Annotated in this window: 24 protein-coding genes, 2 tRNA genes and 1 riboswitch; of the genes, 9 read left to right on the top strand and 17 right to left on the bottom strand. The window is 30.1% G+C overall.

The window, feature by feature from the left end:
• Positions 1-201: 201 nt before the first annotated feature.
• The 8 genes from Q326_RS0115760 to Q326_RS17720 form a co-directional block, all read right to left on the bottom strand.
• Positions 202-276: transfer RNA gene (locus Q326_RS0115760), tRNA-Gly, on the bottom strand.
• Between the two features lie 3 nt (positions 277-279).
• Positions 280-355 (bottom strand) — tRNA-Phe (locus tag Q326_RS0115755).
• A gap of 157 nt (positions 356-512) precedes the next feature.
• Positions 513-1,394: an Hsp33 family molecular chaperone HslO gene (gene hslO, locus Q326_RS0115750; RefSeq protein ID WP_026896220.1), complete on the bottom strand. Its 882-nt coding sequence runs from the start codon at positions 1,392-1,394 to the stop codon at positions 513-515.
• 201 nt (positions 1,395-1,595) lie between these two features.
• Positions 1,596-1,796, bottom strand: a complete 201-nt coding sequence (locus Q326_RS0115745) for a cold-shock protein (RefSeq protein ID WP_026896219.1) — start codon at positions 1,794-1,796, stop codon at positions 1,596-1,598.
• Between the two features lie 128 nt (positions 1,797-1,924).
• A complete protein-coding gene (locus Q326_RS0115740) occupies positions 1,925-2,662 on the bottom strand; it encodes a class I SAM-dependent DNA methyltransferase (protein WP_026896218.1) in 738 nt (245 codons plus the stop codon).
• 9 nt (positions 2,663-2,671) lie between these two features.
• Positions 2,672-3,400 carry an NAD-dependent protein deacylase gene (locus Q326_RS0115735; RefSeq protein WP_026896217.1) on the bottom strand — a complete coding sequence of 243 codons (729 nt, stop codon included), beginning with the start codon at positions 3,398-3,400 and terminating at the stop codon, positions 2,672-2,674.
• Positions 3,401-3,503: 103 nt separating this feature from the next.
• Entirely contained in the window at positions 3,504-3,677 is a 174-nt protein-coding gene (locus tag Q326_RS18365; protein ID WP_084489687.1) for an alpha/beta-type small acid-soluble spore protein, read from the bottom strand.
• 386 nt (positions 3,678-4,063) lie between these two features.
• Positions 4,064-5,008, bottom strand: a complete 945-nt coding sequence (locus Q326_RS17720; protein WP_051531572.1) for a type II CAAX endopeptidase family protein — start codon at positions 5,006-5,008, stop codon at positions 4,064-4,066.
• 235 nt (positions 5,009-5,243) lie between these two features.
• Positions 5,244-5,432: riboswitch (Lysine riboswitch) on the top strand.
• 131 nt (positions 5,433-5,563) lie between these two features.
• Between Q326_RS17720 and Q326_RS0115720 the strand changes: the two genes are divergently transcribed.
• The 6 genes from Q326_RS0115720 to Q326_RS0115695 all read left to right on the top strand — a co-directional run bounded on the left by Q326_RS0115720 (position 5,564) and on the right by Q326_RS0115695 (position 11,532).
• Positions 5,564-6,769 (top strand): aspartate kinase, encoded by a 1,206-nt coding sequence (locus Q326_RS0115720; RefSeq protein ID WP_026896216.1) that lies wholly within the window; start codon positions 5,564-5,566, stop codon positions 6,767-6,769.
• A gap of 65 nt (positions 6,770-6,834) precedes the next feature.
• A complete protein-coding gene (locus tag Q326_RS0115715) occupies positions 6,835-7,836 on the top strand; it encodes an aspartate-semialdehyde dehydrogenase (protein WP_026896215.1) in 1,002 nt (333 codons plus the stop codon).
• 83 nt (positions 7,837-7,919) lie between these two features.
• Positions 7,920-8,807 (top strand): 4-hydroxy-tetrahydrodipicolinate synthase, encoded by an 888-nt coding sequence (gene dapA / locus Q326_RS0115710; RefSeq protein WP_026896214.1) that lies wholly within the window; start codon positions 7,920-7,922, stop codon positions 8,805-8,807.
• A gap of 4 nt (positions 8,808-8,811) precedes the next feature.
• Positions 8,812-9,567 (top strand): 4-hydroxy-tetrahydrodipicolinate reductase, encoded by a 756-nt coding sequence (gene dapB / locus Q326_RS0115705; protein ID WP_026896213.1) that lies wholly within the window; start codon positions 8,812-8,814, stop codon positions 9,565-9,567.
• 16 nt (positions 9,568-9,583) lie between these two features.
• A complete protein-coding gene (gene dapD, locus Q326_RS0115700; RefSeq protein WP_026896212.1) occupies positions 9,584-10,321 on the top strand; it encodes a 2,3,4,5-tetrahydropyridine-2,6-dicarboxylate N-acetyltransferase in 738 nt (245 codons plus the stop codon).
• A 5-nt stretch (positions 10,322-10,326) separates the two neighbouring features.
• On the top strand, positions 10,327-11,532 hold the full coding sequence (locus Q326_RS0115695) for an aspartate aminotransferase family protein (protein WP_026896211.1): 1,206 nt from the start codon (positions 10,327-10,329) through the stop codon (positions 11,530-11,532).
• Between the two features lie 57 nt (positions 11,533-11,589).
• Here the strand turns inward: Q326_RS0115695 and hpt are convergent, their stop codons facing one another.
• Positions 11,590-12,111, bottom strand: coding sequence for a hypoxanthine phosphoribosyltransferase (gene hpt / locus Q326_RS0115690; protein WP_026896210.1), 522 nt, complete (start codon positions 12,109-12,111; stop codon positions 11,590-11,592).
• Between the two features lie 320 nt (positions 12,112-12,431).
• Between hpt and Q326_RS18615 the strand changes: the two genes are divergently transcribed.
• Positions 12,432-12,599, top strand: a complete 168-nt coding sequence (locus Q326_RS18615; protein WP_156936339.1) for a hypothetical protein — start codon at positions 12,432-12,434, stop codon at positions 12,597-12,599.
• Between the two features lie 72 nt (positions 12,600-12,671).
• On the opposite strand, the gene Q326_RS19150 is transcribed toward Q326_RS18615, so the two are convergent.
• From Q326_RS19150 to Q326_RS17710, 5 genes are all read right to left on the bottom strand, one after another.
• On the bottom strand, positions 12,672-12,803 hold the full coding sequence (locus Q326_RS19150) for a hypothetical protein (RefSeq protein ID WP_284071451.1): 132 nt from the start codon (positions 12,801-12,803) through the stop codon (positions 12,672-12,674).
• A gap of 96 nt (positions 12,804-12,899) precedes the next feature.
• Entirely contained in the window at positions 12,900-13,565 is a 666-nt protein-coding gene (locus tag Q326_RS0115675; RefSeq protein ID WP_026896209.1) for a single-stranded DNA-binding protein, read from the bottom strand.
• A 306-nt stretch (positions 13,566-13,871) separates the two neighbouring features.
• Complete coding sequence (locus Q326_RS17715; protein WP_034602570.1) at positions 13,872-15,326, bottom strand: Mur ligase family protein; 1,455 nt, start codon at positions 15,324-15,326, stop codon at positions 13,872-13,874.
• Positions 15,327-15,427: 101 nt separating this feature from the next.
• Positions 15,428-16,198, bottom strand: a complete 771-nt coding sequence (gene pdaB, locus Q326_RS0115665) for a polysaccharide deacetylase family sporulation protein PdaB (RefSeq protein ID WP_026896208.1) — start codon at positions 16,196-16,198, stop codon at positions 15,428-15,430.
• A 120-nt stretch (positions 16,199-16,318) separates the two neighbouring features.
• Positions 16,319-17,422: a polysaccharide deacetylase family protein gene (locus Q326_RS17710; RefSeq protein WP_051531570.1), complete on the bottom strand. Its 1,104-nt coding sequence runs from the start codon at positions 17,420-17,422 to the stop codon at positions 16,319-16,321.
• A 212-nt stretch (positions 17,423-17,634) separates the two neighbouring features.
• Here Q326_RS17710 and Q326_RS0115655 point away from each other — a divergent pair, with 212 nt between their 5' ends.
• Together Q326_RS0115655 and Q326_RS0115650 are read left to right on the top strand one after the other, a co-directional pair.
• On the top strand, positions 17,635-17,838 hold the full coding sequence (locus Q326_RS0115655) for an alpha/beta-type small acid-soluble spore protein (protein WP_026896207.1): 204 nt from the start codon (positions 17,635-17,637) through the stop codon (positions 17,836-17,838).
• 123 nt (positions 17,839-17,961) lie between these two features.
• The gene (locus tag Q326_RS0115650; RefSeq protein ID WP_026896206.1) at positions 17,962-18,492 is read left to right on the top strand and encodes a DUF4364 family protein; all 531 of its coding nucleotides are present in this window, start codon (positions 17,962-17,964) and stop codon (positions 18,490-18,492) included.
• Here the strand turns inward: Q326_RS0115650 and Q326_RS0115645 are convergent.
• The 3 genes from Q326_RS0115645 to Q326_RS0115635 all read right to left on the bottom strand — a co-directional run bounded on the left by Q326_RS0115645 (position 18,482) and on the right by Q326_RS0115635 (position 23,581).
• On the bottom strand, positions 18,482-19,402 hold the full coding sequence (locus Q326_RS0115645; RefSeq protein WP_026896205.1) for a YncE family protein: 921 nt from the start codon (positions 19,400-19,402) through the stop codon (positions 18,482-18,484). The genes Q326_RS0115650 and Q326_RS0115645 overlap by 11 nt on opposite strands.
• A 105-nt stretch (positions 19,403-19,507) precedes the next feature.
• Positions 19,508-20,800 (bottom strand): bifunctional folylpolyglutamate synthase/dihydrofolate synthase, encoded by a 1,293-nt coding sequence (locus Q326_RS0115640; protein ID WP_026896204.1) that lies wholly within the window; start codon positions 20,798-20,800, stop codon positions 19,508-19,510.
• Positions 20,801-20,938: 138 nt separating this feature from the next.
• Positions 20,939-23,581 carry a valine--tRNA ligase gene (locus Q326_RS0115635; protein ID WP_026896203.1) on the bottom strand — a complete coding sequence of 881 codons (2,643 nt, stop codon included), beginning with the start codon at positions 23,579-23,581 and terminating at the stop codon, positions 20,939-20,941.
• Positions 23,582-23,669: the final 88 nt, after the last annotated feature.

Raw genomic sequence — 23,669 nt, 5'->3', positions numbered from 1 at the left:
ATTCCCAAGTGCTTTTATTTGCTACTCCGACTAAGCGATTCACACCAAATCACAATGAAGATTTGGGTTCTCTGCTTATGCCTTACCACTTGGCCTTATTAGTTCTTGGTTCTTAGTTCTTGGCTCTTAGTTCTTGGTTCTTAGTTCTTGGTTAGATATGAACTAATTACTATAGATTACTAATTATATAATAATAATTACTGGAGCGGAAGACGGGATTCGAACCCGCGACCCTCGCCTTGGCAAGGCGATGCTCTACCACTGAGCCACTTCCGCACTTGGTGCCCAGAGGCGGAATCGAACCACCGACACGGGGATTTTCAGTCCCCTGCTCTACCGACTGAGCTATCTGGGCCAATGCCACATCTTACCCTCATGACATTGTCTAGTATACAATATTTTCATTTTAAAGTCAACAATATTTTAACAAAAACTTTACATGCAAAATTTTAGAAATATTAAGAAATAATTTTAACATTCACTAAATGTCAAACAATACATTATATGCAATTTTACTCTAAAGATTCCTTAATCTCCTCTAATTCTTTATCTGTAAAATTATATTTAGTATTACAAAAATGACATAATAACTCTGCACCTTTGTCTTTATCTATCATATCTTGTAATTCCTCTTTTCCAACTGTAGATAAAGCTTTTTTTATCCTCTCTATACTACAATCACATGAAAATTCCACTGGCACTTTGTCAAGTATGTCCATATGGAAATCTCCCAATATTTTATTCAATATATCCTCTGGTGAATTTCCTTCATCTATTAGTGAAGATATTGAACCTATTTTCATTAGGTTATTTTCCAATTTATTTATTTCTTCCTCAGTAATCCCTGGTAATACTTGTATAATAAATCCTCCTGAGGCCTTTACAGATAAATCTCTATCCACTAATACACCCAACGCTACAGAAGAAGGTTGTTGCTCTGAATAAGCAAAATAATGGGTTAGATCTTGGGCTATCTCTCCATTCACTAGTTTTGACTGTCCTACATAGGGTTCCTTTAATCCCAAATCCTTTATCACAACCAATCTACCATCGCTTCCCACTGCCCCACCTACGTCTAGCTTTCCATCTTCTCTCAATGGTAGCTCTACAAAAGGATCAGATATATATCCTTTGACCTTGCCATAACTATTGGCTACTGCCAATATAGATTTTATTTTTCCAGATCCTTTAAAATTTAATGTTATTTTATCTTTTTCTCCCTTTAACATAATTCCCATTATAGATGCTGCTGTTAAAGTTCTACCTAAAGCAGCAGTAGCAATGGGAAGTGTTTTGTGAATTTTATGGGCTTCATTTGCCATATGAGTAGTAGTAGCAATAAAAGCCCTTAGCTTTCTATCTTTATCCACTGCTCTGATTATATAATCATTCACTATTCTTCTACCTCCCTTTTAAATCAATTATTAGTAATTAAGGACAGTCCATTACTGTCCTTAATCAATATTAACTAATTACTACTAACTTTCTATCTATATTATTATATATTTAGTCAAAAATTATTTAAAGCCCCATAAAATATGGGGCCTTAATTGCTTTTTATAAAACTATATAAAATCTATATTAGATTGTTGTTATTATAGTTTTACAACATTAGTTGCTTGAGGACCTTTGTCTCCTTCAACTATTTCAAATTCAACTTCTTGTCCTTCATCTAATGTTTTGAATCCATCTGTTTGGATAGCTGAATAATGTACGAATACATCATCACCATTTTCTCTTGTTATAAAGCCATATCCTTTAGATGCATTAAACCATTTAACTGTTCCTTTTTCCATTTAAAACATTCCTCCTGTACTTCAATAAATTTGCAGATGTTACTATCTATGTATCACCTACTCTTTGATTAGTGTATCACACTTATTTTCACCTGTCAATTAATATTCCCACTAACTTAAAAAAAAATTCATTTTCTTGCCACAAAATTTATTCTTTCTGTTTTTTCTCTTATATCTTCAAAAGAAAAGCCCTGATACACGTCTATTTTTTTGAACCCTGATTTGTCCAATAGTTCCATTATTTCTTCTGTTGTATAGGCCCTTTGAATATGTTCTTCATCTATTCGTTCATATAGACTTCCATTATAAATAAAAAATGTTAAATCATAATATCCCAAGCTATCTCCTTTATCAAAAAAGCTTTGCCAAGTATAAAAAACATCTTCTTCATCATTTATAAAAGTATTATTTCCTATTATATTACTTATCTTAAAGTATGAATTTATATCAAAAATAAATATCCCATCTTCATCTAAATGTTTATATACATTATTAAATACATTCATTAAATCCTCTTTTTCTGTTATATAGTTTATGCTGTCACATAAACTCAACACTATGTCAAATTTCTTATTCAAAGAAAAATTTCTCATATCTTGATTCAATATCTGTACATTTTTACATTTCCTTAGTTTTTCATAGGCCACTACTAACATCTCTTCTGAGATATCAAAACATGTTATATCATACATATCTTCAGAAAAAAATTTAGTCATACTACCGGTGCCACAGGCCATTTCCAATAATCTTTTTTCTTTAATATCATATTTTTTTAATATCCTTGTGATATATTTATACCACTGTTGATAATCAATATCCCACATAAGTTTGTCATATATTGAAGCAAATTCTTTATATTGAAGCATAGTTACCCCCTAAAAAATATTATTCAATGTCTTTCCTATGCTATCGTTTATAACTAATTTAGCATATCTATCATAATTAGTACTGTCTTTATTAATAAGTACCAGTTTATCTCCTTCATAATATCTTACAAGATTAGCTGCAGGATATACTACCAATGAAGTTCCTCCAACGATTAACATATCACAGTTAGTTATAGCCTCCATTGCCATCGTTATATCATCACTTTTAAGTGGCTCCTCATATAGTACTACATCAGGCTTTACTATTCCTCCACATTGATCACATTTTGGTATCATACTTTTACTATTTAATACATAATCTAAGTCAAAAAATTTTCTACAGTCTTGACAATAGTTTCTATATACAGAGCCATGAAGTTCTATCACATTTTTAGATCCCGCCAATTGATGTAATCCATCTATATTTTGAGTTACTATTGCTTTAAGTTTTCCCATATCTTCCAATTCTGCAAGGGCAGTATGGGCAAGATTGGGTTTAGCATCTTTATATATCATTGTGTTTCTATAAAAATCAAAGAATTCTTCTGTGTGATTTACAAAAAAGCTATGACTAAGCATAACCTCTGGAGAATATCCGTATTTGCTCTCAGTACTATATATTCCATTACTAGATCTAAAGTCTGGTATATTGCTCTCTGTGGAAACACCTGCACCTCCTAAAAACACTATATTATCACTACTATTTACAAATTCTCTAAGTATTTTTATCCTATCCACAAAATCATCCCCCAATTATAGTATTATATGATTATTATATCATATCAATTTTTTTAAAAAGCCAATCAATATCCCTATATAATTTTATCTATAATATAATAATTTAACAATCTTTCTTTTTTTTACGTGCCTCTCTCTTCTTAACAGTTATCTTTCCACCTATCTTTCCTGTTTCCTTAGCCGTTAATCCTCCCCACCCCACCTCTTTTATTTTATCCATCAATCCTAATTCTTTAGCTATTTCATACTTCATTGAACCTACATCTTTTTTAGGCATATATACTCCTCCTCATAATTATCTTTTTATCTATTATGTTTCTTAATAGAAATAATTATTCTATAATCCCTATATATGAGCCCATTGACATATTTTAAAAGTAAAAAATAAACTTTTCAAAGTTAGGAAAACATTTTCTTAATAAAAGTAAGAAGAAACCTTTAAATTGTTACAATTCTATAATGTTTTTTTTGAAATTAATCCTTGATTTTTAATACCTAAAATGTTAAACTATTTTCTGTCGGAAAAATGCTACTTTCCCACTCCCCCTTTAAATTTTATAATTTAAATATTAAAAGGACCTCCTTCCCCCAGGATGGTCCTTTTGATATTTTTTGTATGTATTTAAAATATATGTTTTATAAAATTATTGTTAAAATAATTTATCAACTAATTGAAGAAATATATCTTATATATTCAACTACCTTATATATAAATATACCCATTACTACAACTATAGGTATTATATTGAACACAGTGTTTCCCTCTTCTGTTAAATGTCTAATTTCTTCACCAAAATAATCCTGTTGTCCTGCAGGTAGTTTCTTATAAATATATCTTGCAATCATCCCTGCTATAATAGCTATAAATAAGAAAAAAGACGCCCCTATCATTAACTGTAAAGTATAAGGTATCATATTTGCTGCCTCACTGTTTGCCTCTTGTTGTATTTGAGAGCTTCCAAATAAATAACTTAATATCCATGCAAACAAATTATTAGATAGATGGGCAATTATAACTGCATATAGAGAATTCGTTTTATGGACAATAAACCCAAATAATATTCCCAAAAACATTGGCCCCATCAAATTTTGTATATTGAAATGAAATATACCAAATAAAAATCCAGAGATCAAAATGGCTTTTATAGTTCCTTTCCTTTCATATGACCTCATTATTAATCCCCTAAACATTACTTCTTCACATATGCCTGGTGTAATGGCAACCACAAACACTCCCAATAATACTTCTATATTTGTACTAGGCACAGGTAAAGGTGGGGGCAATATTTGCCCAAATCTACTAAGTATAATTGCCATTAAAATATTTAAAAATGCCCCTATTGGATAAGAAAATATCACTAATAAAGGAATTAATATTATTTGCTTCAAATTCAATTTATTTAATCTCAATACCTTTTTTAATGAATAACCTTTTATCTTTAAATATAGTACAGTGGGAAGAAGTATAATAATATACTCTGTTATTAATATACCAGTATAAAATTCTCTTTGTTGGGCCATTGCTCCCAATGTCAATAATAATAGGGCTATTATAAGGTAAAAAATATTTGCTTCAAAAATAGATGGTACTATTTTCTTACGATCCATTGATATCCACTCCTTAGATATAATTACTCTAAATAGTATACCATTTTATCTATAATTAAAACAATAATCTGTCCACTTATATTTCCAAGATTTCAATTTATATGTTTTTTTATTGCTTAGAGTAAAATTATTGTAGGTAAAATTTCAAAAAAATGAAATAAAAAAATTTATTAAATATCTTTGACACAATGAGTTTTATATGTTACAATCTGTTAAAATAAATATTAGAATCGAAGTGTAATATAGAGGATGCATTTGTAATCAGTAGTATAAACTTCTGCTTAGGGAACTATAAGTTTATATGAAAGGTGCTTTTGCCGAAACAGATATCTTCCCCTAAAGATATCTGTTGGGACTACATCCAATAGGTGTAGTACTGCCGTTGGTTGACTGCCCAGTCTTCCAATTGAGAGCTGTATTATGCTGGGCAAAAGATTGATTTATCTGTTTATTAATGATATCTTATTTGGATTTCATTTGAATTTAAGCAGTCATGACCTTTTGCTCATGACTGCTTTTTGTTTTATATAAATATAATAAAAGTAGGTGAAAATTATGGATATTGTAATTCAAAAATATGGAGGTTCTTCCCTTGAAGACATATCTAAAATCCAGGCTATAGCTAATAAAATTCATCAAAGAAAACTCGATGGTTATAGCATGGTTATCGTAGTGTCTGCCATGGGTAAAACCACTAATAATTTAATATCTATGGCCAATAGTATTTGTGATAATCCTTGTGGAAGAGAATTAGACATGTTAATGTCAACAGGAGAACAGATATCTTCTGCTCTTTTGTCCATCGCTTTAAAAAAATTAGGTCAAGATTCAATATCTCTAACAGGATTTCAAGCAGGTATACACACCAAAGGTATACACACTAAAAATAAAATTAAAGATATAAAAATAGAAAAAGTTAAATCTTATCTTGAAGATGGAAAGGTAGTTGTAGTTACAGGATTTCAAGGTGTAAATGAAAGAGGTGACATTACAACTTTGGGAAGAGGAGGCTCTGATACTACCGCTGTTGCATTGGCCTCAAAACTCAATTGTAATTGTGAAATATATACAGATGTAGATGGTATATATTCCATAGATCCCAAAATATACCCTACTGCAACTAAACTAGAATACATAAGCTATGAAGAAATGCTTGAAATGGCTAGTTTAGGTGCTACTGTAATGGAACCTAGAGCTGTAGAAATTGGTCAAAAATACAATGTTCCCATATATGTTGCACTAAATACTGGGCAATATAAGGGAACATATATAAAGGAGTTTGATGCCAATATGGAAGAAAAAATAATTACAGGTCTTACTACCAGCGATGAAGACCTAATGGTAACTATCAACCAAGTTCCCTATAATACTAAAAATGTATCTAATATTTTTCAATTTCTATCTGACAAAGATATAAATATTGATATGATAAGTCAAACTGCTCCAGCTAATAATCATGTAAATATATCTTTTACAGCACCAAAATCAGATATCTGCGTCATTAGAAAAATCCTTAGCCAATTAAAAGAATCTCTTCCTGATATAACAATACAGTTAGATGAAGATATAACAAAAATATCTGTAATTGGTTTAGGTATGAGAAATCAATCAGGAGTAGCTGCTAAAATGTTTAAAATATTTGCAGATAATGATATAGCTTTTAAACAAGTAACTACATCTGAGATTAGAATTTCATATACTATTAATACAATAGATAAAGATAAAGCAATAGTATCTATTGCTAATGCATTTAATCTTTGATATTTGACCAAATAATTATGTTATAATCTACTAGAGACTATATAAATGTAAAAGGAGTGTTGATGATGAAGAGTGTAAATTTAGCCATAGTTGGTGCTACTGGTATGGTTGGAAGAACCTTTTTAGAAGTATTAGAAGAGAAAGATTTTCCAATCAACAACCTTTATCTTTTGGCATCAGCAAAATCTAAAGGTAAAAAGATTAGCTTTAGAGGAAAAGAATATATTGTAGAGGAATTAACCGAAAATTCCTTTGACAAAGATATAGACATAGCGTTATTTTCAGCTGGTGGAAATATTAGTAAAAAATATGCACCAATAGCTAAAAGTAAATCTGTTATTGTTGTAGACAATAGTAGTGCTTGGAGAATGGATAAAGATGTTCCATTAGTAGTACCAGAAGTCAATCCAGAAGATATAGAAAAACATAATGGTATCATTGCAAACCCAAATTGCTCGACTATACAATGTGTGGTTCCATTAAAACCTCTCCACGAAAAATATGGTATAAAGAGAATTATATACTCAACTTATCAAGCCGTTTCAGGCTCTGGCGTTGGAGGTATAAAGGATTTAGAAAATGGTGTAAATGGAGTAGATGAATTAAAGAAATATCCTCATCCGATAGCTTATAATTGTCTGCCCCATATAGATGTATTCATGGACAATGGGTATACAAAGGAAGAAATGAAGATGATCGATGAAACTACAAAAATACTAAACGATAATAATCTAAAAATTACTGCTACTACTGTGAGAGTCCCTGTAAGATATGGACACAGCGTCTCAATTAATATAGAATTAGAAAAAGAATTTGACTTAAAAGATGTTATGAGCTTACTTGAAAACAGTCCTGGGGTTATCGTTCAAGACGATGTTAAAAATGATGTATATCCTTTAGCACTTAATTGTGAAGGAAAAAATGAAGTATTTGTTGGGAGAATCAGAAGGGACTTCAGCTTAGATAATGGATTAAATCTATGGTCTGTAGCTGATAATATTAGAAAAGGTGCCGCCACAAATACTGTTCAAATAGCCCAATTATTATTAGAAAAATATTTTAACTAATATTAAATTATTTGCATAACATATATTACATTAAGGAAATTATATGATTTCCTTATTAATAAAATACATGGGAGGGTTTTTTTATGTCTTTATTTCAAGGATCAGGTGTAGCTATAGTTACACCCTATACTGAGAAAGCTATAGACTTTGATAGACTTGAGGAATTAATCCAATGGCACATCAAAGAAAAAACTAATGCTATAATCATATGTGGTACAACAGGAGAAGCCTCTACTATGACAGTTGAGGAACATAAGGCTGCTATTAAATTTGCAGTAAATACAGTTAAAGGTCAAATACCTGTAATAGCTGGTACTGGCAGTAATAATACTGCTCATGCCATAGAAATGAGTAAATATGCAGAAAGTGTTGGAGTAGATGGACTTCTCGTTGTTACTCCCTATTATAATAAAACTACTCAAAAAGGCCTTGTGGAACATTATAATGCTATAGCCGATAAAGTATCTATACCTATAATAGTATATAATGTCCCTGGTAGGACAGGAGTAAATGTACTTCCAAAAACTCTATTAGAGCTTTCAAAACACAAAAATATTTGTGCAGTAAAAGAAGCCAGTGGAAATATAAGTCAAGTTGCAGAGATAGCTAGATTATGTCCTGAAGATTTTTATATGTATTCGGGAAATGATGATATGGTAGTACCTCTACTATCTTTAGGAGGTAAAGGAGTTATATCTGTAGTAGCAAATATATTACCAAGGGACACCCATATGATGGTACAGGAATATTTAGATGGTAATATTGAAGAAAGTAGAAAAATACAACTTAAAATGAAAGGATTAATAGATGCTTTGTTTATAGAAACCAATCCTATTCCAATAAAAACTGCTATGAATTTATTGGGTATGAATGTGGGTAAATTAAGATTACCTCTAACTGAAATGGAAGAATCTAACAAGCAATTATTGATTAAAGAAATCACTGATTATGGACTTAAGATAAAGGGGTGAGAGTATGTTAAATGTACTAATAAACGGATGTAATGGGGCCATGGGGCAAGTTTTGTCAAAGGAAATATCAAATCTTGATGATATAGAGGTTTTAGCAGGAATTGATCGATATCCTAATTTATATGATAATCCATATCCAGTCTATGAAAAAATTTCTCAATGCAAAGAAACTGTTGATATAATAATAGATTTTTCCCATCCTGTATATATAGATGATCTATTAGCATATGGTACCGAAAATAACATACCTTTAGTAATAGCTACTACAGGACTATCGGACAAAAATCTAAAAGATATAAAAAAGGCATCTGAAAAAATACCTATTTTCTATTCATCCAATATGTCTTTAGGTATAAACGTTTTAATAAATCTGGCAAAAAAAGCAGGATTAATATTAAAAGATGATTTTGATATTGAAATTATTGAAAAACATCATAATAAAAAAATAGATGCCCCCAGTGGAACTGCATATATGATTGCCAATGAAATAAACCAAGAATTAGATAATTCTAAGACATTTATCTTTGGGAGACATACCAAAACTGATAAAAGACAATCAAATGAGATTGGAATACATGCAATAAGAGGTGGTACCATAGCTGGAGAGCATACAATATTATTTGCTGGAAATGATGAAGTTATCGAACTAAAACATACAGCTTCCTCAAAAAAAGTTTTTGCTATGGGTGCTATAAAAGCAGCAAGATATATACAAAATAAAGAATATGGATATTATACCATGGATGATTTATTAAATTAAGAAAGGAATGAAACTAATGACTAAATCTACAAAAAAACACAATGATGCCAGCCTTGAATCAGCATATGAAATCGCTAAGTTTATCAAAGATGCTAAAAAATCTACCCCAGTAAAGCTATTGGTACAAGGAAAACTTCAATCACTTCAACTAGATAGTAATCTTAAATCCTTTGGAGATAATTCTTTTAAAATTATTATTGGAGAATTCCAAGATATAAAAAAAATATTAGAACAGTACAAAGACAATATTGAAAATTATCATTTAGAATGGGATAGAAGAAATTCTGCAATACCATTGTTAGACTATAAAGAAATACCTGCAAGAATAGAGCCTGGAGCTATAATCAGAGATAAGGCGAATATAGGGAAAAATGCTGTTATAATGATGGGAGCAGTAATAAATATAGGTGCTGAAATCGGTGAAAATACAATGATTGATATGAATGTAGTTGTTGGAGCTAGAGGTATTATAGGAAAAAATGTTCATGTAGGTGCTGGTGCAGTTATAGCAGGGGTTTTAGAGCCACCAAGTAAAACACCAGTTATAATAGAAGACAATGTAGTTATAGGAGCCAATGCTGTCATCTTAGAAGGCGTAAAGGTTGGAAAAGATGCTGTAGTAGCTGCTGGTTCCATTGTCACTAAAGATGTACCTCCTAATTCAGTAGTAGGAGGCACTCCTGCCAGAATCTTAAAGGAAAAAGATGCCAAAACTACTGATAAAGTAAAGATTCTAGACGAACTAAGGGGCTGATATAAATGTCTTTATTAGAAAAAGACCAACGCTATATACTCAATGTATATAATAGAATCCCTTTGGAAATAGACTACTGCAAGGGTTCTTATATATACGATACAAATGGAAATAAATACTTGGATATGTTCAGCGGTATATCTGTTACTAATTTAGGTCATAGCCAACAAGGTATAGTTGATAAGATTATTGAGCAGTCAAAAAAATATACCCATCTATCTAACTATTTTGTCAGTCCACCAGTTATAAACCTTGCCAAGATGTTAGTAGAAAACACTTTTGCTTCTAAGGTGTTTTTTACTAATTCTGGTGCTGAATCTATAGAGGCTGCTATAAAATGTGCCCGTAAATTTGGGAAATCTTATAATAACAATAAGACTAAAATATTATCGGCTATTAATTCCTTTCATGGTAGAACCATGGGAGGTTTGTCCATAACAGGACAACATAAATATCAAGATGCCTTTTCTCCTCTACTTCCCAATGTAGATTATTTTAAATTTAATGATATAGAGGACTTTGAAAATAAAGTTGACAATACTGTATGTGCTGTATTTTTAGAAATAATACAAGGAGAAGGTGGCATAAGGGAGGTTTCCAGTAATTTTATCTCAAAGTTACAAGAGCTTTCTAAAAGATATAACTTTCTAATAGTTGTAGATGAAATTCAAACTGGTATCGGTAGGACAGGTGACTTTTTGGCTTCAGATAAATTTGGATTGAAACCTCATATGACAACATTGGCAAAATCCATAGGTGGTGGATTACCTTTAGGTGCTTTATTAATAGACCAAAGCATAGAAAATGTCCTTACTACAGGAGATCATGGTTCAACCTTTGGAGGCAATCCAGTATGTTGTGCTGCAGGAGAATATCTAGTTAATAAAGTACTAGAAGAAGACTTTAAAGCTGAAATAAAAGAAAAATCAGATTATATAATCAATGAAATTAAAAAAATACAAAATAAATTCCCTAATATTATTAAAGATATTAGGGGTAGAGGTCTTATGATAGGTATAGATGTAAGTGACTTCAGTCATCAAATAAAGGATTTGGCTTTTAAAAAACAGTTACTATTAAATGTCACAAATAATACTGTTATAAGACTTTTACCTCCATTAAATATTTCCAACACAGATATTGATAAATTCTTGAATATATTCGAAGATATTCTTTTGCAAATAAATGGTAAAGCAATCGATAGCTATTAGTTGTAAATTTTACAATAATTAAAGAGAAGACATATGTCTTCTCTTTAAATTATGCCATTAATCATCAAAGGTAAATATGTAAGGTACGTTTCTATAATAATCTCCATAATTAAGACCATATCCCACTATAAATACATCGGAAATACTAAAACCACAATAATCTGGTGTTATGTCTACTTTTCTCCTGTCAGGCTTGTCTAATAACACACAAGATTTTACTGAATTGGGATTTAAACTCTTAAGATGTTCTATTATTACATTCATAGTGAGCCCTGAATCCATTATATCATCTACTACTAACACATCCATTCCCTTTATATCAGCCTTTATATCACTTACTATTTGTACACTGCCAGAAGTAGTTTCTCCACTACCATAACTGGATGTGGTCATAAACTCAATCTTAATTGGTAAATCTATCTCCCTAACTAAATCTGCAGTAAATATGAAACTGCCCTTTAAAAGGGAAACTACTAATAATTCTTTATCTTTATACTCTTTAGTTATTTTTTTGCCTATTTCCACCGTCTTTTCCCTAATCTCTTCTTTAGATATAACTACACTTTTCTTTTTATTCATCTATTTCAGCCCCTCACAAATTATATAACAATATTGTTTGTCAAATATTTTATTTTATAATTATATTAATGTCAATATCATTACATATTTCTTTATAAAAATGATTTTTTATAAAGAAAACATAATATTTCTAATATTTTTTGAATTTTTTCAAATTTATTGAAGGAGTTTTTTACTTTTCTGTCTAATATAGAATATATTATCATTTTTAAGATATATTTGTTTCATATTTTTGTCATATTATAAAATTTGTATAATATAATATCTATATATTATATTTAAATGTGTTTAACAGAATTTAGTTATTGGAGGATTGAAATATGAAGAACTCAAGTTTTTATTCAGATGATCTAAAAGTTTTATGTATAGAAATTATTAAGTGTCTCGATAAACTAAAATCCCAAGGAATTATAACTGAAGAAGATTACATTAAACACACAAAACTCAAGAAAAAATTCTTAGATGATATCCAAAAAAAGAGTTGTTAATTACTTTTATATATTGAAAAAGCGGCAATAGTCTTGCCGTATTTTTATTAAATTTTCCCTTTAGCTTATAATCTATTCTTTATATTTTATATTAGACAATAATCCTCTAATTTTCTTCAACTCTACTAATATTTTATTCAATGTATACTGAACACTTATAAGTATTATTAGTATAATAACTATAAGAAATACATCATAATACATAATATCACTCCTCTTATATTTATTCTTACATATATGATATAACTATATATATAAAAAAAACAAGGCTATATATTTTATAACCCTGTTTTTTTATACTTATTCTTCTTCTACCCTATTATTGTCATCTTTAATATATTCTAATTTAGATATAGATACCTCATATGCTGTTTTATTTATTACAGAACCATCAGATAGTTTTTTTTGATATCCTCTACTTTGTATTCTACCCCAAAGTTTTATGTGATCTCCAATTATTAATTTGTCGCAAAACTTTGCATTTCTTCCCCATGCTATAGCTGGAATATAATCTGACTTATTATAGGGTCTATTAACTGCTATAAGGAGATCAGTAATTTCTCTGCCAAATGGTGTAGTCCTATATACAGGTTCTTTACATATAAATCCATCTAAATAGATTTCATTGGGTTTTTTTATTATATCATCTAGTTCATCTGCATCAGGAATATCTATATCCCTTGCAAATATAGTCAATATTAATTTATTATTCCCTTTAATATATCGATTATAAGACCTCAATTGACCTTCTATAACAATATAAGATTCCCTATCTAAATTTAAATCTACCAATAGTCTTTCCGATACAGTAACAGGTAAAACATCGGAATACTGGCTTAATCTTGGCACTTTTAGCGTAAAGTTATAGAATCCCTCACCATACATTTCATGACTGAATTTCAAGTCACTAACAATCTTTCCCACTAGTTTTACAGAGTTAGTGCTCATCAAGTCCTCTTCTACCATAAAGACCCACTTCCTTTCTATTCTTATGTGCTTTATTTAATCTACAATTATATCTATTCAATAATAGTCCTTATTATGAATACAATTGTGATTTTTTATCTTAAGGATATAATATTTTTTCACCTCCCAATCTATCAAAGGTTTTTATTAAGGATCATTTAAGCATCAATTTCAAAATTTATGAATAAAATATTTTCTATATTAGAAATTAAACAAAAAAAATAAAAACCCTTCAATAAATTTTAAATTTTCTATAAATTCTAAAAAATACAGACTCATTAATCTAATAATCACAATTCTTTTTAATTAAAAAGAATTGTGATTATACTTAAAAAATATTTCTTGTCCTTTATCCATCCCTTGCGATCCCGTCAACAGTAGTAAATCATCTTCAGAAATATATTCTAAAACCGACTTTATAGCATCTTCTAAGTTTTCATATATTTCATAGCTTATATTTTCTCTATTAAATGTCGCAGTATAAGATTCCAATTCTAATTTATTCACTATATCTTTATCGCTAACATTATCTTTACTGAGGGTCAATATTATTTTTATATTTTTTAATATAGATGCCCACCATGCTATAGTTTCAGCATTTTTTTTGTTTATATCAATGCCCCTATTTCCTCTAATGGCATTTATCATTATTATTTCTTTGCAATTTATATTTTGTATTGTCTCAAATAAACTTTCGTACCCCAGTGGATTATGGCAAAAATCATCTATAGCTAAAAATCTTTTTTTGCAAAAAAATTCTAGCCTTCTCTTTATTCCTTTAAAACTCAATAATGAACTACCTATTTTTTCAATAGAGATTCCTAGATATAATGCTGTCGATATAGCTGCCAAAGAATTATAGACATTGTGTTTCCCTAACAATTTCATTTTTATAGGATATTCTTGAGGTTCCAATTCTAATCCGTTTACTGTATTAATTCCCCTTTGAATACAGATATTATATTCTATGCCTCCATCAATTACTAGACTTGAAGCAGTAACTGTAGCCTTTTTATTTAGTCCATATGTAAAAATATTTAAGTTATTCATTCCTTCAATTAATCTTATAAAATTATGATCATCACAATTCAAAATTGCCATCTTGTCACATGGTAACCACTGAAAAAGTCGTCTTTTACACTCTATATACTCTTCAAAGTCCTGATGAAAATCCATATGGTCTTCATCTATATTTGTATGAATAGCCACATCAAATTCTAATCCATAGGTTCTATAATCTTTAAGCCCATGAGATGATACCTCTATAATCACATGTTTTATACCAAATAAATTAAATTCATTTAATAATTCATATATCTCTTCTACTCCTGGCGTGGTAAGAGAAGTGATTTTCCTTATATTCAAATATTTTATTCCTGTAGTTCCTATTAGTCCCGGTTTAAATCCATTATATTCCAGGATATGGTATATCATATTTGTAGTAGTAGTTTTTCCATTAGTTCCTGTTACACCTATTAAAAATATGTCTTTTGATGGAAAACCATAGTACTCATTTAATAATTCAGCCAACTTTTTTCTAGCATTCTCGGTCTTTATAAACTTACACGCATTGTATTTATTAGCTAATTGACTACTAATATCTTTTTCTGTATATACTACTACTGCACCATTGTCTATGGCCTCGTGTATAAAATCATTCCCATCTAGTTTATGACCTTTTATAGCAACAAATGCATAGCCATCTTTAACCTTTCTTGAGTCCCCAGTAACTCCTTGTATTTTTATGTTCTGTACTTTCATAATGGCTCTCCTTTTGTTTTATATTAAATCTCTTTCATATGACTATGTTTTGTTTTATATCGATTTTTTATGTAAAAAAAAGAGGATTAAACCTCTTTGTTTTACTGTGCCTTTTTTTGTTGTCCACTGCTATCTATATAATAATCTTGTTTATATATGAGCTGAGATACTGGCACTATACTATATCCTTCATTGGTTAATTTTTCTAATACTATGGGTAAATATTCAGGGACATATTTTGCATTGTTGTGAAATAATACTATAGAGCCCTTTTTTACATTCCTTGTAACCCTATCTACTACAGGTTTTACGCCCATCTCTTTCCAATCTAATGAATCTACATCCCATTGTATTACATGGTATCCCATATCTCTACATGTCTTTATCAATCTATCATTATAATCTCCAAAAGGCGGTCTAAACAAAACTGTTTTTTCTCCTATTATACTCTCTACTTTTTTTTCAGTACCTTTTATCTCTTTTATTATTTGTTCCTCTGATAATTTAGACATATGGGGGTGATTTGATGAGTGATTCCCTATCTCATGTCCCCTTACATGGATCTTCTTGACCATTTCTGGATACTTGTCTGCCCAAAACTCTACTAAAAAAAAGGTTGTTTTTACATTGTACTCATCTAATATGTCCAATATCTTTTCAGTATACTGATCTCCCCAAGCTGCATCAAAACTTATTGCAATCTTTTTTTCATCAGTATCTACACAATATACCGGCAATTCTCTACTTTGATTGAATACAGTAACTATATTATTTATGAATGATGTCTTTTGCCATACTATAGAAATAGATACTATAACTAAAACCACTAAAAATTTCCTCATAAGAGATCTTTTAAACATTAATATCCTCAATTTTTATACCTCCCAACTATTACTCCATATTAATATAATTTATTCTTTATAATCGTCTTTTATTACTCTTATAATTAAAAATAGGAGTTATGAAATGAATCATTTCATAACTCCTATAACTTATTCATATATATATAAATATTTATCTTCCACTTTATCTTTGTCTACCTTTTCTTCAAACTTCTTTGGTACAGTAACTACTTCTGGATCTCCATCACTAATAAATTTCTTTTCAGGATTTTTATCAAATCCTTCTATATAGCTATACATCCCTAGATTACCCACATTTGTCTCACTGGCTCTTACTCTTTTTATAGACAATGGATTAAAATCTCTATCTATAGGAGATACCGATGGCCTTGCCCCTACATTTAATATAGCAATATTTTTGTATTCTACATCATTATATTCACCTTGTTCCAAATACTTCTCCAGCTCATCCTTTGGCCTTCCTCCATTGCATAATGCATAGGTATTTACATCATATTCTGGCAGTATGGTATTTATAAATTCCACTTCTTTAGCTATATATTCTTGTATTTTATCAGGGTCTTGATTGGCCTTAGAAGACATATCATTATGTGCCATTGTATGATTTCCTATATCAAATCCCTTGTCTACTAAATATTTAAGCTTATATTCTACCAATTCTTTTTGCCTGAATGGATTAGTTCCAAAAATAAAGAATGTTGCCTTTAATGGAAAATCAGGATGTTTTTCATGAAATTCCTCCATTATTCTCACTGCACTGTTTGGATCTACAATTTTTTCACCATCTTTTTCTATTATATTAAAGTTATTTTTGTTTCCATCATCAAATGTAATTACAACAGGAGTAAACCCTGCCTCTACATCTATATTGTTGTTTACAAAATCCTGTAAACTTATAGGTCTATATCCCTTATCATATAATACCTGTAAATCTTTTTTGAAATTTTCTACACTTCTTACCCATTCTGATTCCTCTTCTCCTATTCCATGATACATAAGAACCATTATTTCTCCTGCTTCATTGGGCTTCAATGATAAATCTATATCTTCTTCGAGATTAGATTCTTCTTCAACTTCTTCTATCTCTTCCTCCTCTAATTCTTTTACTACTTCCACTTCATTCTGATCTTTCTCTTTTAAATCATCTGTCGTGTCAGTATTCTGGTTACCACATCCTACAAATAATCCTAATACAATAAATAGAGACAATATTGCTGTAAATATTTTCTTCATAAATTACTCCCCTTTCTATTCTATACCTATAATACATTATATATAATTTTAAATCTATAAAAAATATAAAATTATACCTAATTTATAAAGTATATGTAATGATTCCACTATATATTTTATGCCCTTTTTATTACCAGCATAAACTAATATTTATGTGGTTAAATTAATATTACAACTAAATAAGTTGTATAAAAAATATAGGAGGGTTAATTATGGCAAGAACTAATAAAATAGTTGTTCCAGAAGCTCGCCAAGCATTGAACCAAATGAAAACAGAAATTGCCAATGAACTGGGCCTTTCTAATTATGACAATATAGATAAAGGTACCCTTACTTCAAGACAAAATGGTTATGTTGGCGGATATATAACTAAAAGGTTAGTTGAATCAGCTCAAAGACAAATGGCTGGTAAATAACTTTATAAAAAAGAGAGAGTGGATGTCCACTCTCTCTTTTTTATGTTATAATTTTATATGTATACTTTTTACAGTAAAATTATATATATAATAAAAATAGAATTTTCAAGAAGGTGAGTTTTTATGTTTACTGAAAATCCAAAGGAATTAGCACAAAATAAATTAATATTATTATACATATTGGATAAATTAGACCCTCCCATAACCAATACCGAACTTACTCAGTTTATATTGGAAAATAGTAATATTAATTACTTTTTAGTTCAACAATATTTAAGTGAATTAATTAATGCTAATTTTATACATGTAGTTACTGTTGATGATAATGAAAACTACAAATTATCTGATTTAGGAAAAAAAACCTTGTACTATTTCTTGGATAGAGTACCTGCTAGTATCAAATCGAATATAGACAAAAAACACAAAGAAAGAAAGATAGAAAAAATAAAAGAAACCCAAATAAAGGGTAATTATTATAAAAAAAACGATTCTGAATATATAGTTAATCTTAAAGTCATAGAAAATAATATCACATTATTTAGCCTATCTTTAAATGTGGTATCAAATAAACAAGCAAAGCTTATATGTAAAAACTGGAAAGAAAATCCCCAGTATATTTATAAAGAAATATTTGATATGCTCATTAAGGAATAGTAACTCTATAAAATATAATATCTGAAGGTTCTTTCCCTGTTTTTATTATTTCTTCTATCTCATTTGTTTTATAATTAAAAAATATTAATTGATTTTTTTTAATATCTGTTATAAATAATATATTTTCTTCATCCCAAATCATATTATTTGGCATTCCACCTATATAATATTTATCTACAGTATCATTATTACTAAGATTGATTTTATATAGGTATCCGTCTCCTAAATCAGTGGTAAATATTATATCATCGTCCAATGGTACCATATCTACTACTATACTATTTAAGTATATTTTCTTTATAACAGTCATTGTTCCTTTATCAAAAAAAGTCAGACAACTCTTTTTAAGATTATCTTGCATAAAAGAAAGTACATAGACCTTGTTATAGCTCAAATATATATGGTATGGACTCTCACTTAAATATATCTTCTTTTCTTTTAAAGTATTTAGATCAAATATGCTAATACTGCATTCATTACTATTAGCAATATACATCTTTTTTCTAATTTTATCTATTCTTATGCCATGGGGTTTTTCCCCTGCGGGTATGTTTTCTACTAAACGAAATTTTTCTTCATCTACAACAGATATGGAATTTGAATCTTCATTGGTTACATAAATATATTTTTGATACACATCCATATGGGCTGGGCTTTTACCTACATATGCTACATTTTCTATTTTTTTATCCTCTATATCGACCCTATAAACACTATTATTATGAGCATTTACTGTATATACCTTCGCCTTATTTCTCGATTGAAATATTTCATGGGTACCAACAGATCCTTCAATTTCGTTGTCCAAAATTAAAGATATCTCTTCACTACTTAAAGAAATAGGATCTATTAGTGTAAGTGAATCACTGCCAGCATTTGCAACCAATAACATCCTGTCTTTTTTTGTCAACTAAATCACCCCGAATTTTTGTTCTTTACTTAATATAAGTAATCCATTTAAACGTTCTACATATAACAGTTTATGCATTATTACACTCAAGGGTGATTATTGGCTTTATTCCATATAGTATTGTCTTATTTCTCCTATCAAATAAAGAGACCCCGAAAAAATTATTAAATCACCTTCATTGGCAATCTCTAAAGATTTATTGACTGCATCTTTAGGCACTTTTTCTATTATTATATTGCTATTATAATTCCTAATTATATCTGCCAATGCCTCAGACTTTAATTTTCTAGGGGATAACGGCTCAGTAATAACTATCTGATCTGCCATTGAAGCTAATCCCGATACAACTGAATCCACATCTTTATCTCTTAACATACCAATACCTAATATTAACTTTTTATATTCAAATATATTTTTAATAGTATCTATTAACGCCTTAGCCCCTTTTTCATTATGGGCACCATCTATTATAAATTTAGGCCTATCTCCCAACTTCTCTAATCTACCTTTCCAGATAGCACTTTCTAGCCCTCTTTTCATACTATCTTCACTTATGTCTAATATCCCTCTGTTTTTCAACTCATTTAATACTAATACTGCCAACGCACTATTATATACCTGATGTTTGCCCAATAATTTTATCTTTAAGTCACTGAATTCATAGTCACCAAACTTTATGTCAAATATACTTCCTTGCTCATTGGCTGACTTTATTTTTATATCTTCCTTAGATAGAAATATAAGCTCTCCGTTTTCTTCATTGGCTACGGCTTGTATAGTCTCCTTAGCTGGCTTTTCCTGCATGGATGAAATTACTAGGGAATTTTGCTTTATAATTCCCGCCTTTTCATATGCTATCTTTTCTAATGTATTGCCTAATATATCCATATGATCCATTGAAATTGGAGTTATAACTACTGCCAATGGATTTTTTATAATATTAGTAGAATCATACCTCCCACCCAGTCCAACTTCTAATACAACAAAATCAACCTTCTCCTGAATAAAATACTCAAACCCTATTGCTGTAACTATCTCAAATTCCGTGGGATGATTATAGCCTTCATCTAACATCTCTTCTACCTTTTCTTTCACTCTATCTGTAATATATGCCAAACTATTGCTATCTATATCTTTTTCTCCTATGGCAATTCTTTCATTAAATCTTTCAAGATAAGGAGATGTAAATTTACCTACTTTATACCCTTCCTGTATAAGCATATTACTAATAAATGCTGCGGTAGATCCTTTGCCATTAGTCCCTGCAACATGTATAAACTTTAAATCCTTTTGAGGGTTACCCAATTTATCTAACAACATCTTTATATTTTCCAGCCCCAATTTACTTCCAAATTTCCTTGTTCCATGAATAAAATTTAATGCCTCAATATAATCCATGTATTCACCCCTTATCTTTGAATATAAAAAAGTTCGTAGCTAGTAGTTAATAGTTCGTAGTTAATGGATGAAATCCATGGGATTTCTTCATTGTACTACGGACTACAGGCTACGAACTACGGACTTTTTTTATATTTTTTATTTTAGACTATTTAACCTCTCCATTACCTTTTCTAGCATTTCTTGATATTTTATTTTTTTATTCCTTTCAGATTGTACTACTGCTTCTGGGGCTTTGCTTACAAATCCTTCATTGGATAATTTGCCATTTACCCTTTTTAATTCTCCCTCTAGTTTAGCCTTTTCTTTATTTAGTCTTTCTAGTTCCTTTTCTATATCAACCAAATCATCCATAGGCATAAATATCTCACACCCTGAGACTACTGCTGACATAGCGTCTTCTCCTATATCTTTCTTTTCATTTCTTATCTCAATATCCGATGCAGAAGCTAGATTAACAAAATATGGCTTACCATTCTCTAATACTTTCATTGTCTCGTCTTCATTTGTAACAAATATAACCTTCGCCTTTTTAGATGGTACAGCATTTACCTCCGCCCTAATATTTCTTATACTCTTGACTGCTTCCATTATAAATTCTATATTTTTAACTGCATTAGTAAAATTATGCTCTTCTTTATATATAGGCCAATCAGATAGAATAAGACTTGTATCGTTCTCTGGTAGATGCTGCCATATTTCTTCTGTTATAAAAGGCATAAATGGATGTAATAATCTTAATATATCTTTTAGTACTTCTAATAGAACCCATTGAGCTACTTCTTTACTTTCTAAATCATCACCATATAGTCTAGGTTTAACCATCTCTATATACCAATCACAGTATTCATTCCATGTAAAATCATATACCTTTTGTGCAGCAATACCTAGTTCATACTTATTAAGATTTTCAGTAGCTTCCTTAGTTACAGTATTAACTCTTGCTAATATCCACTTATCCTCTTCCTCTAATAATTCTGATATATTTTTACTTCTAGTATTTTTATTTTCAAAGTTCATCAATACAAATCTGGATGCATTCCATAATTTATTTGCAAAATTCCTACTGGCCTCTACCCTCTCAATGTAAAATCTCATATCATTACCTGGAGTATTTCCTGTTATAAGGGAAAATCTCAGTGCATCAGAACCATATTGCTCTATTATCTCCAATGGGTCTATACCATTTCCCAAGGATTTACTCATCTTTCGTCCTTGTGAATCCCTTACAAGACCAGTAATAAATACATCATCAAAGGGTATCACATCCATCTGTTCTATAGCAGAGAATACCATTCTTATAACCCAAAAGAATATGATATCATATCCTGTTACTAATACATTTGTCGGATAAAAATACTTTAATTCCTCAGTTTCTTCAGGCCATCCAAGGGTAGAAAAAGGCCATAATGCAGATGAAAACCACGTATCTAATGTATCAGGATCTTGATATATATTGGCACTTCCACATTTGCTACATTCCTTTACTTCTGTTTTAGATACCATTATTTCTCCACAATCTTCACAATAATATACTGGTAATCTATGGCCCCACCAAAGCTGTCTTGATATACACCAGTCCCTTATATTTTCAAGCCAATGTAAATATATCTTTCCAAATCTCTCAGGTACAAATTTAAGCTTTCCTTCTTTATATGCCTTTATTGCAGGTTTAGCCAGTGGCTTCATATCTACGAACCATTGTTTAGATATAATAGGCTCTATAGTTGTATCACATCTTTCACAATGTCCAACATTGTGGTCATGATCCTCTATTTCAAGTAAATACCCCTGTTCTTTCAAATCCTTTACTACTGCCTTCCTTGCTTCATACCTATCCATTCCAGAATAAGGTCCATATCCATTAGCTATGGTAGCATCATCGTTCATGATTTTTATCATATCCAAATCATGCCTCAATCCTATCTCAAAGTCATTAGGATCATGGGCTGGAGTAATCTTTACTGCCCCTGTTCCAAATTCCATATCTACATAATCATCTGCTACTATTTCCATTTCCCTGTTGACCAACGGTAATATTAACTTCTCTCCAATTAGACCTTTATACCTATCATCTTCTGGATTTACAGCAACAGCAATATCTCCCAACATAGTCTCTGGTCTTGTAGTGGCTATTATTACATATCCGTCTCTATCTTTAAATGGATATTTTATATGCCAAAGATGTCCTTCTTCCTCATGATGTTCTACTTCTGCATCAGAAATTGCAGTACCACAACTGGGACACCAGTTTATAATCCTGTCCCCCCTATATATAAGGCCTTTTTTATATAATCTTATAAAGACCTCTTCAACAGCATTGCTAAGACCTTCATCTAATGTAAATCTTTCCTTTGTCCAGTCACAAGAAACCCCTAGTCTTCTAAGTTGATTTCTTATATTACCACCATATTCTTCCGTCCATTCCCATGCCTTCTCTAAAAACTTTTCTCTTCCCAGATCCTCTTTAGTCTGACCCTCTTCTTTTATTCTGGCAACAACTTTGGCCTCAGTAGATATACTTGCATGATCTGTTCCTGGAAGCCATAATGCTTCAAATCCTTGCATCCTCTTCCATCTAATAAGTATATCTTGAATCGTATGATTGATTGCATGACCCATATGCAAATTTCCAGTAACATTTGGAGGAGGCATCATTATAGTAAAAGGAGTCTTTTCCTCATTTACATCTGCTTTAAAATATCCATTTTCCTCCCAATATTTATATAGTCTTGTTTCAAATTCCTTTGGATTATATTTTTTTGATAAATTCTTTTCCATTTTATCCCTCCATATCATTTGAAATATATCATCAACAACAATGCTATTATGCACAAAAACAATCCTGAAAGTTTAACTATAAGCAAGT

It is taken from the genome of Clostridiisalibacter paucivorans DSM 22131 (genome assembly GCF_000620125.1).
Taxonomy (GTDB): Bacteria; Bacillota; Clostridia; order Tissierellales; family Clostridiisalibacteraceae; genus Clostridiisalibacter; species Clostridiisalibacter paucivorans.
This window is presented reverse-complemented; position numbering and strand designations above follow the sequence as displayed.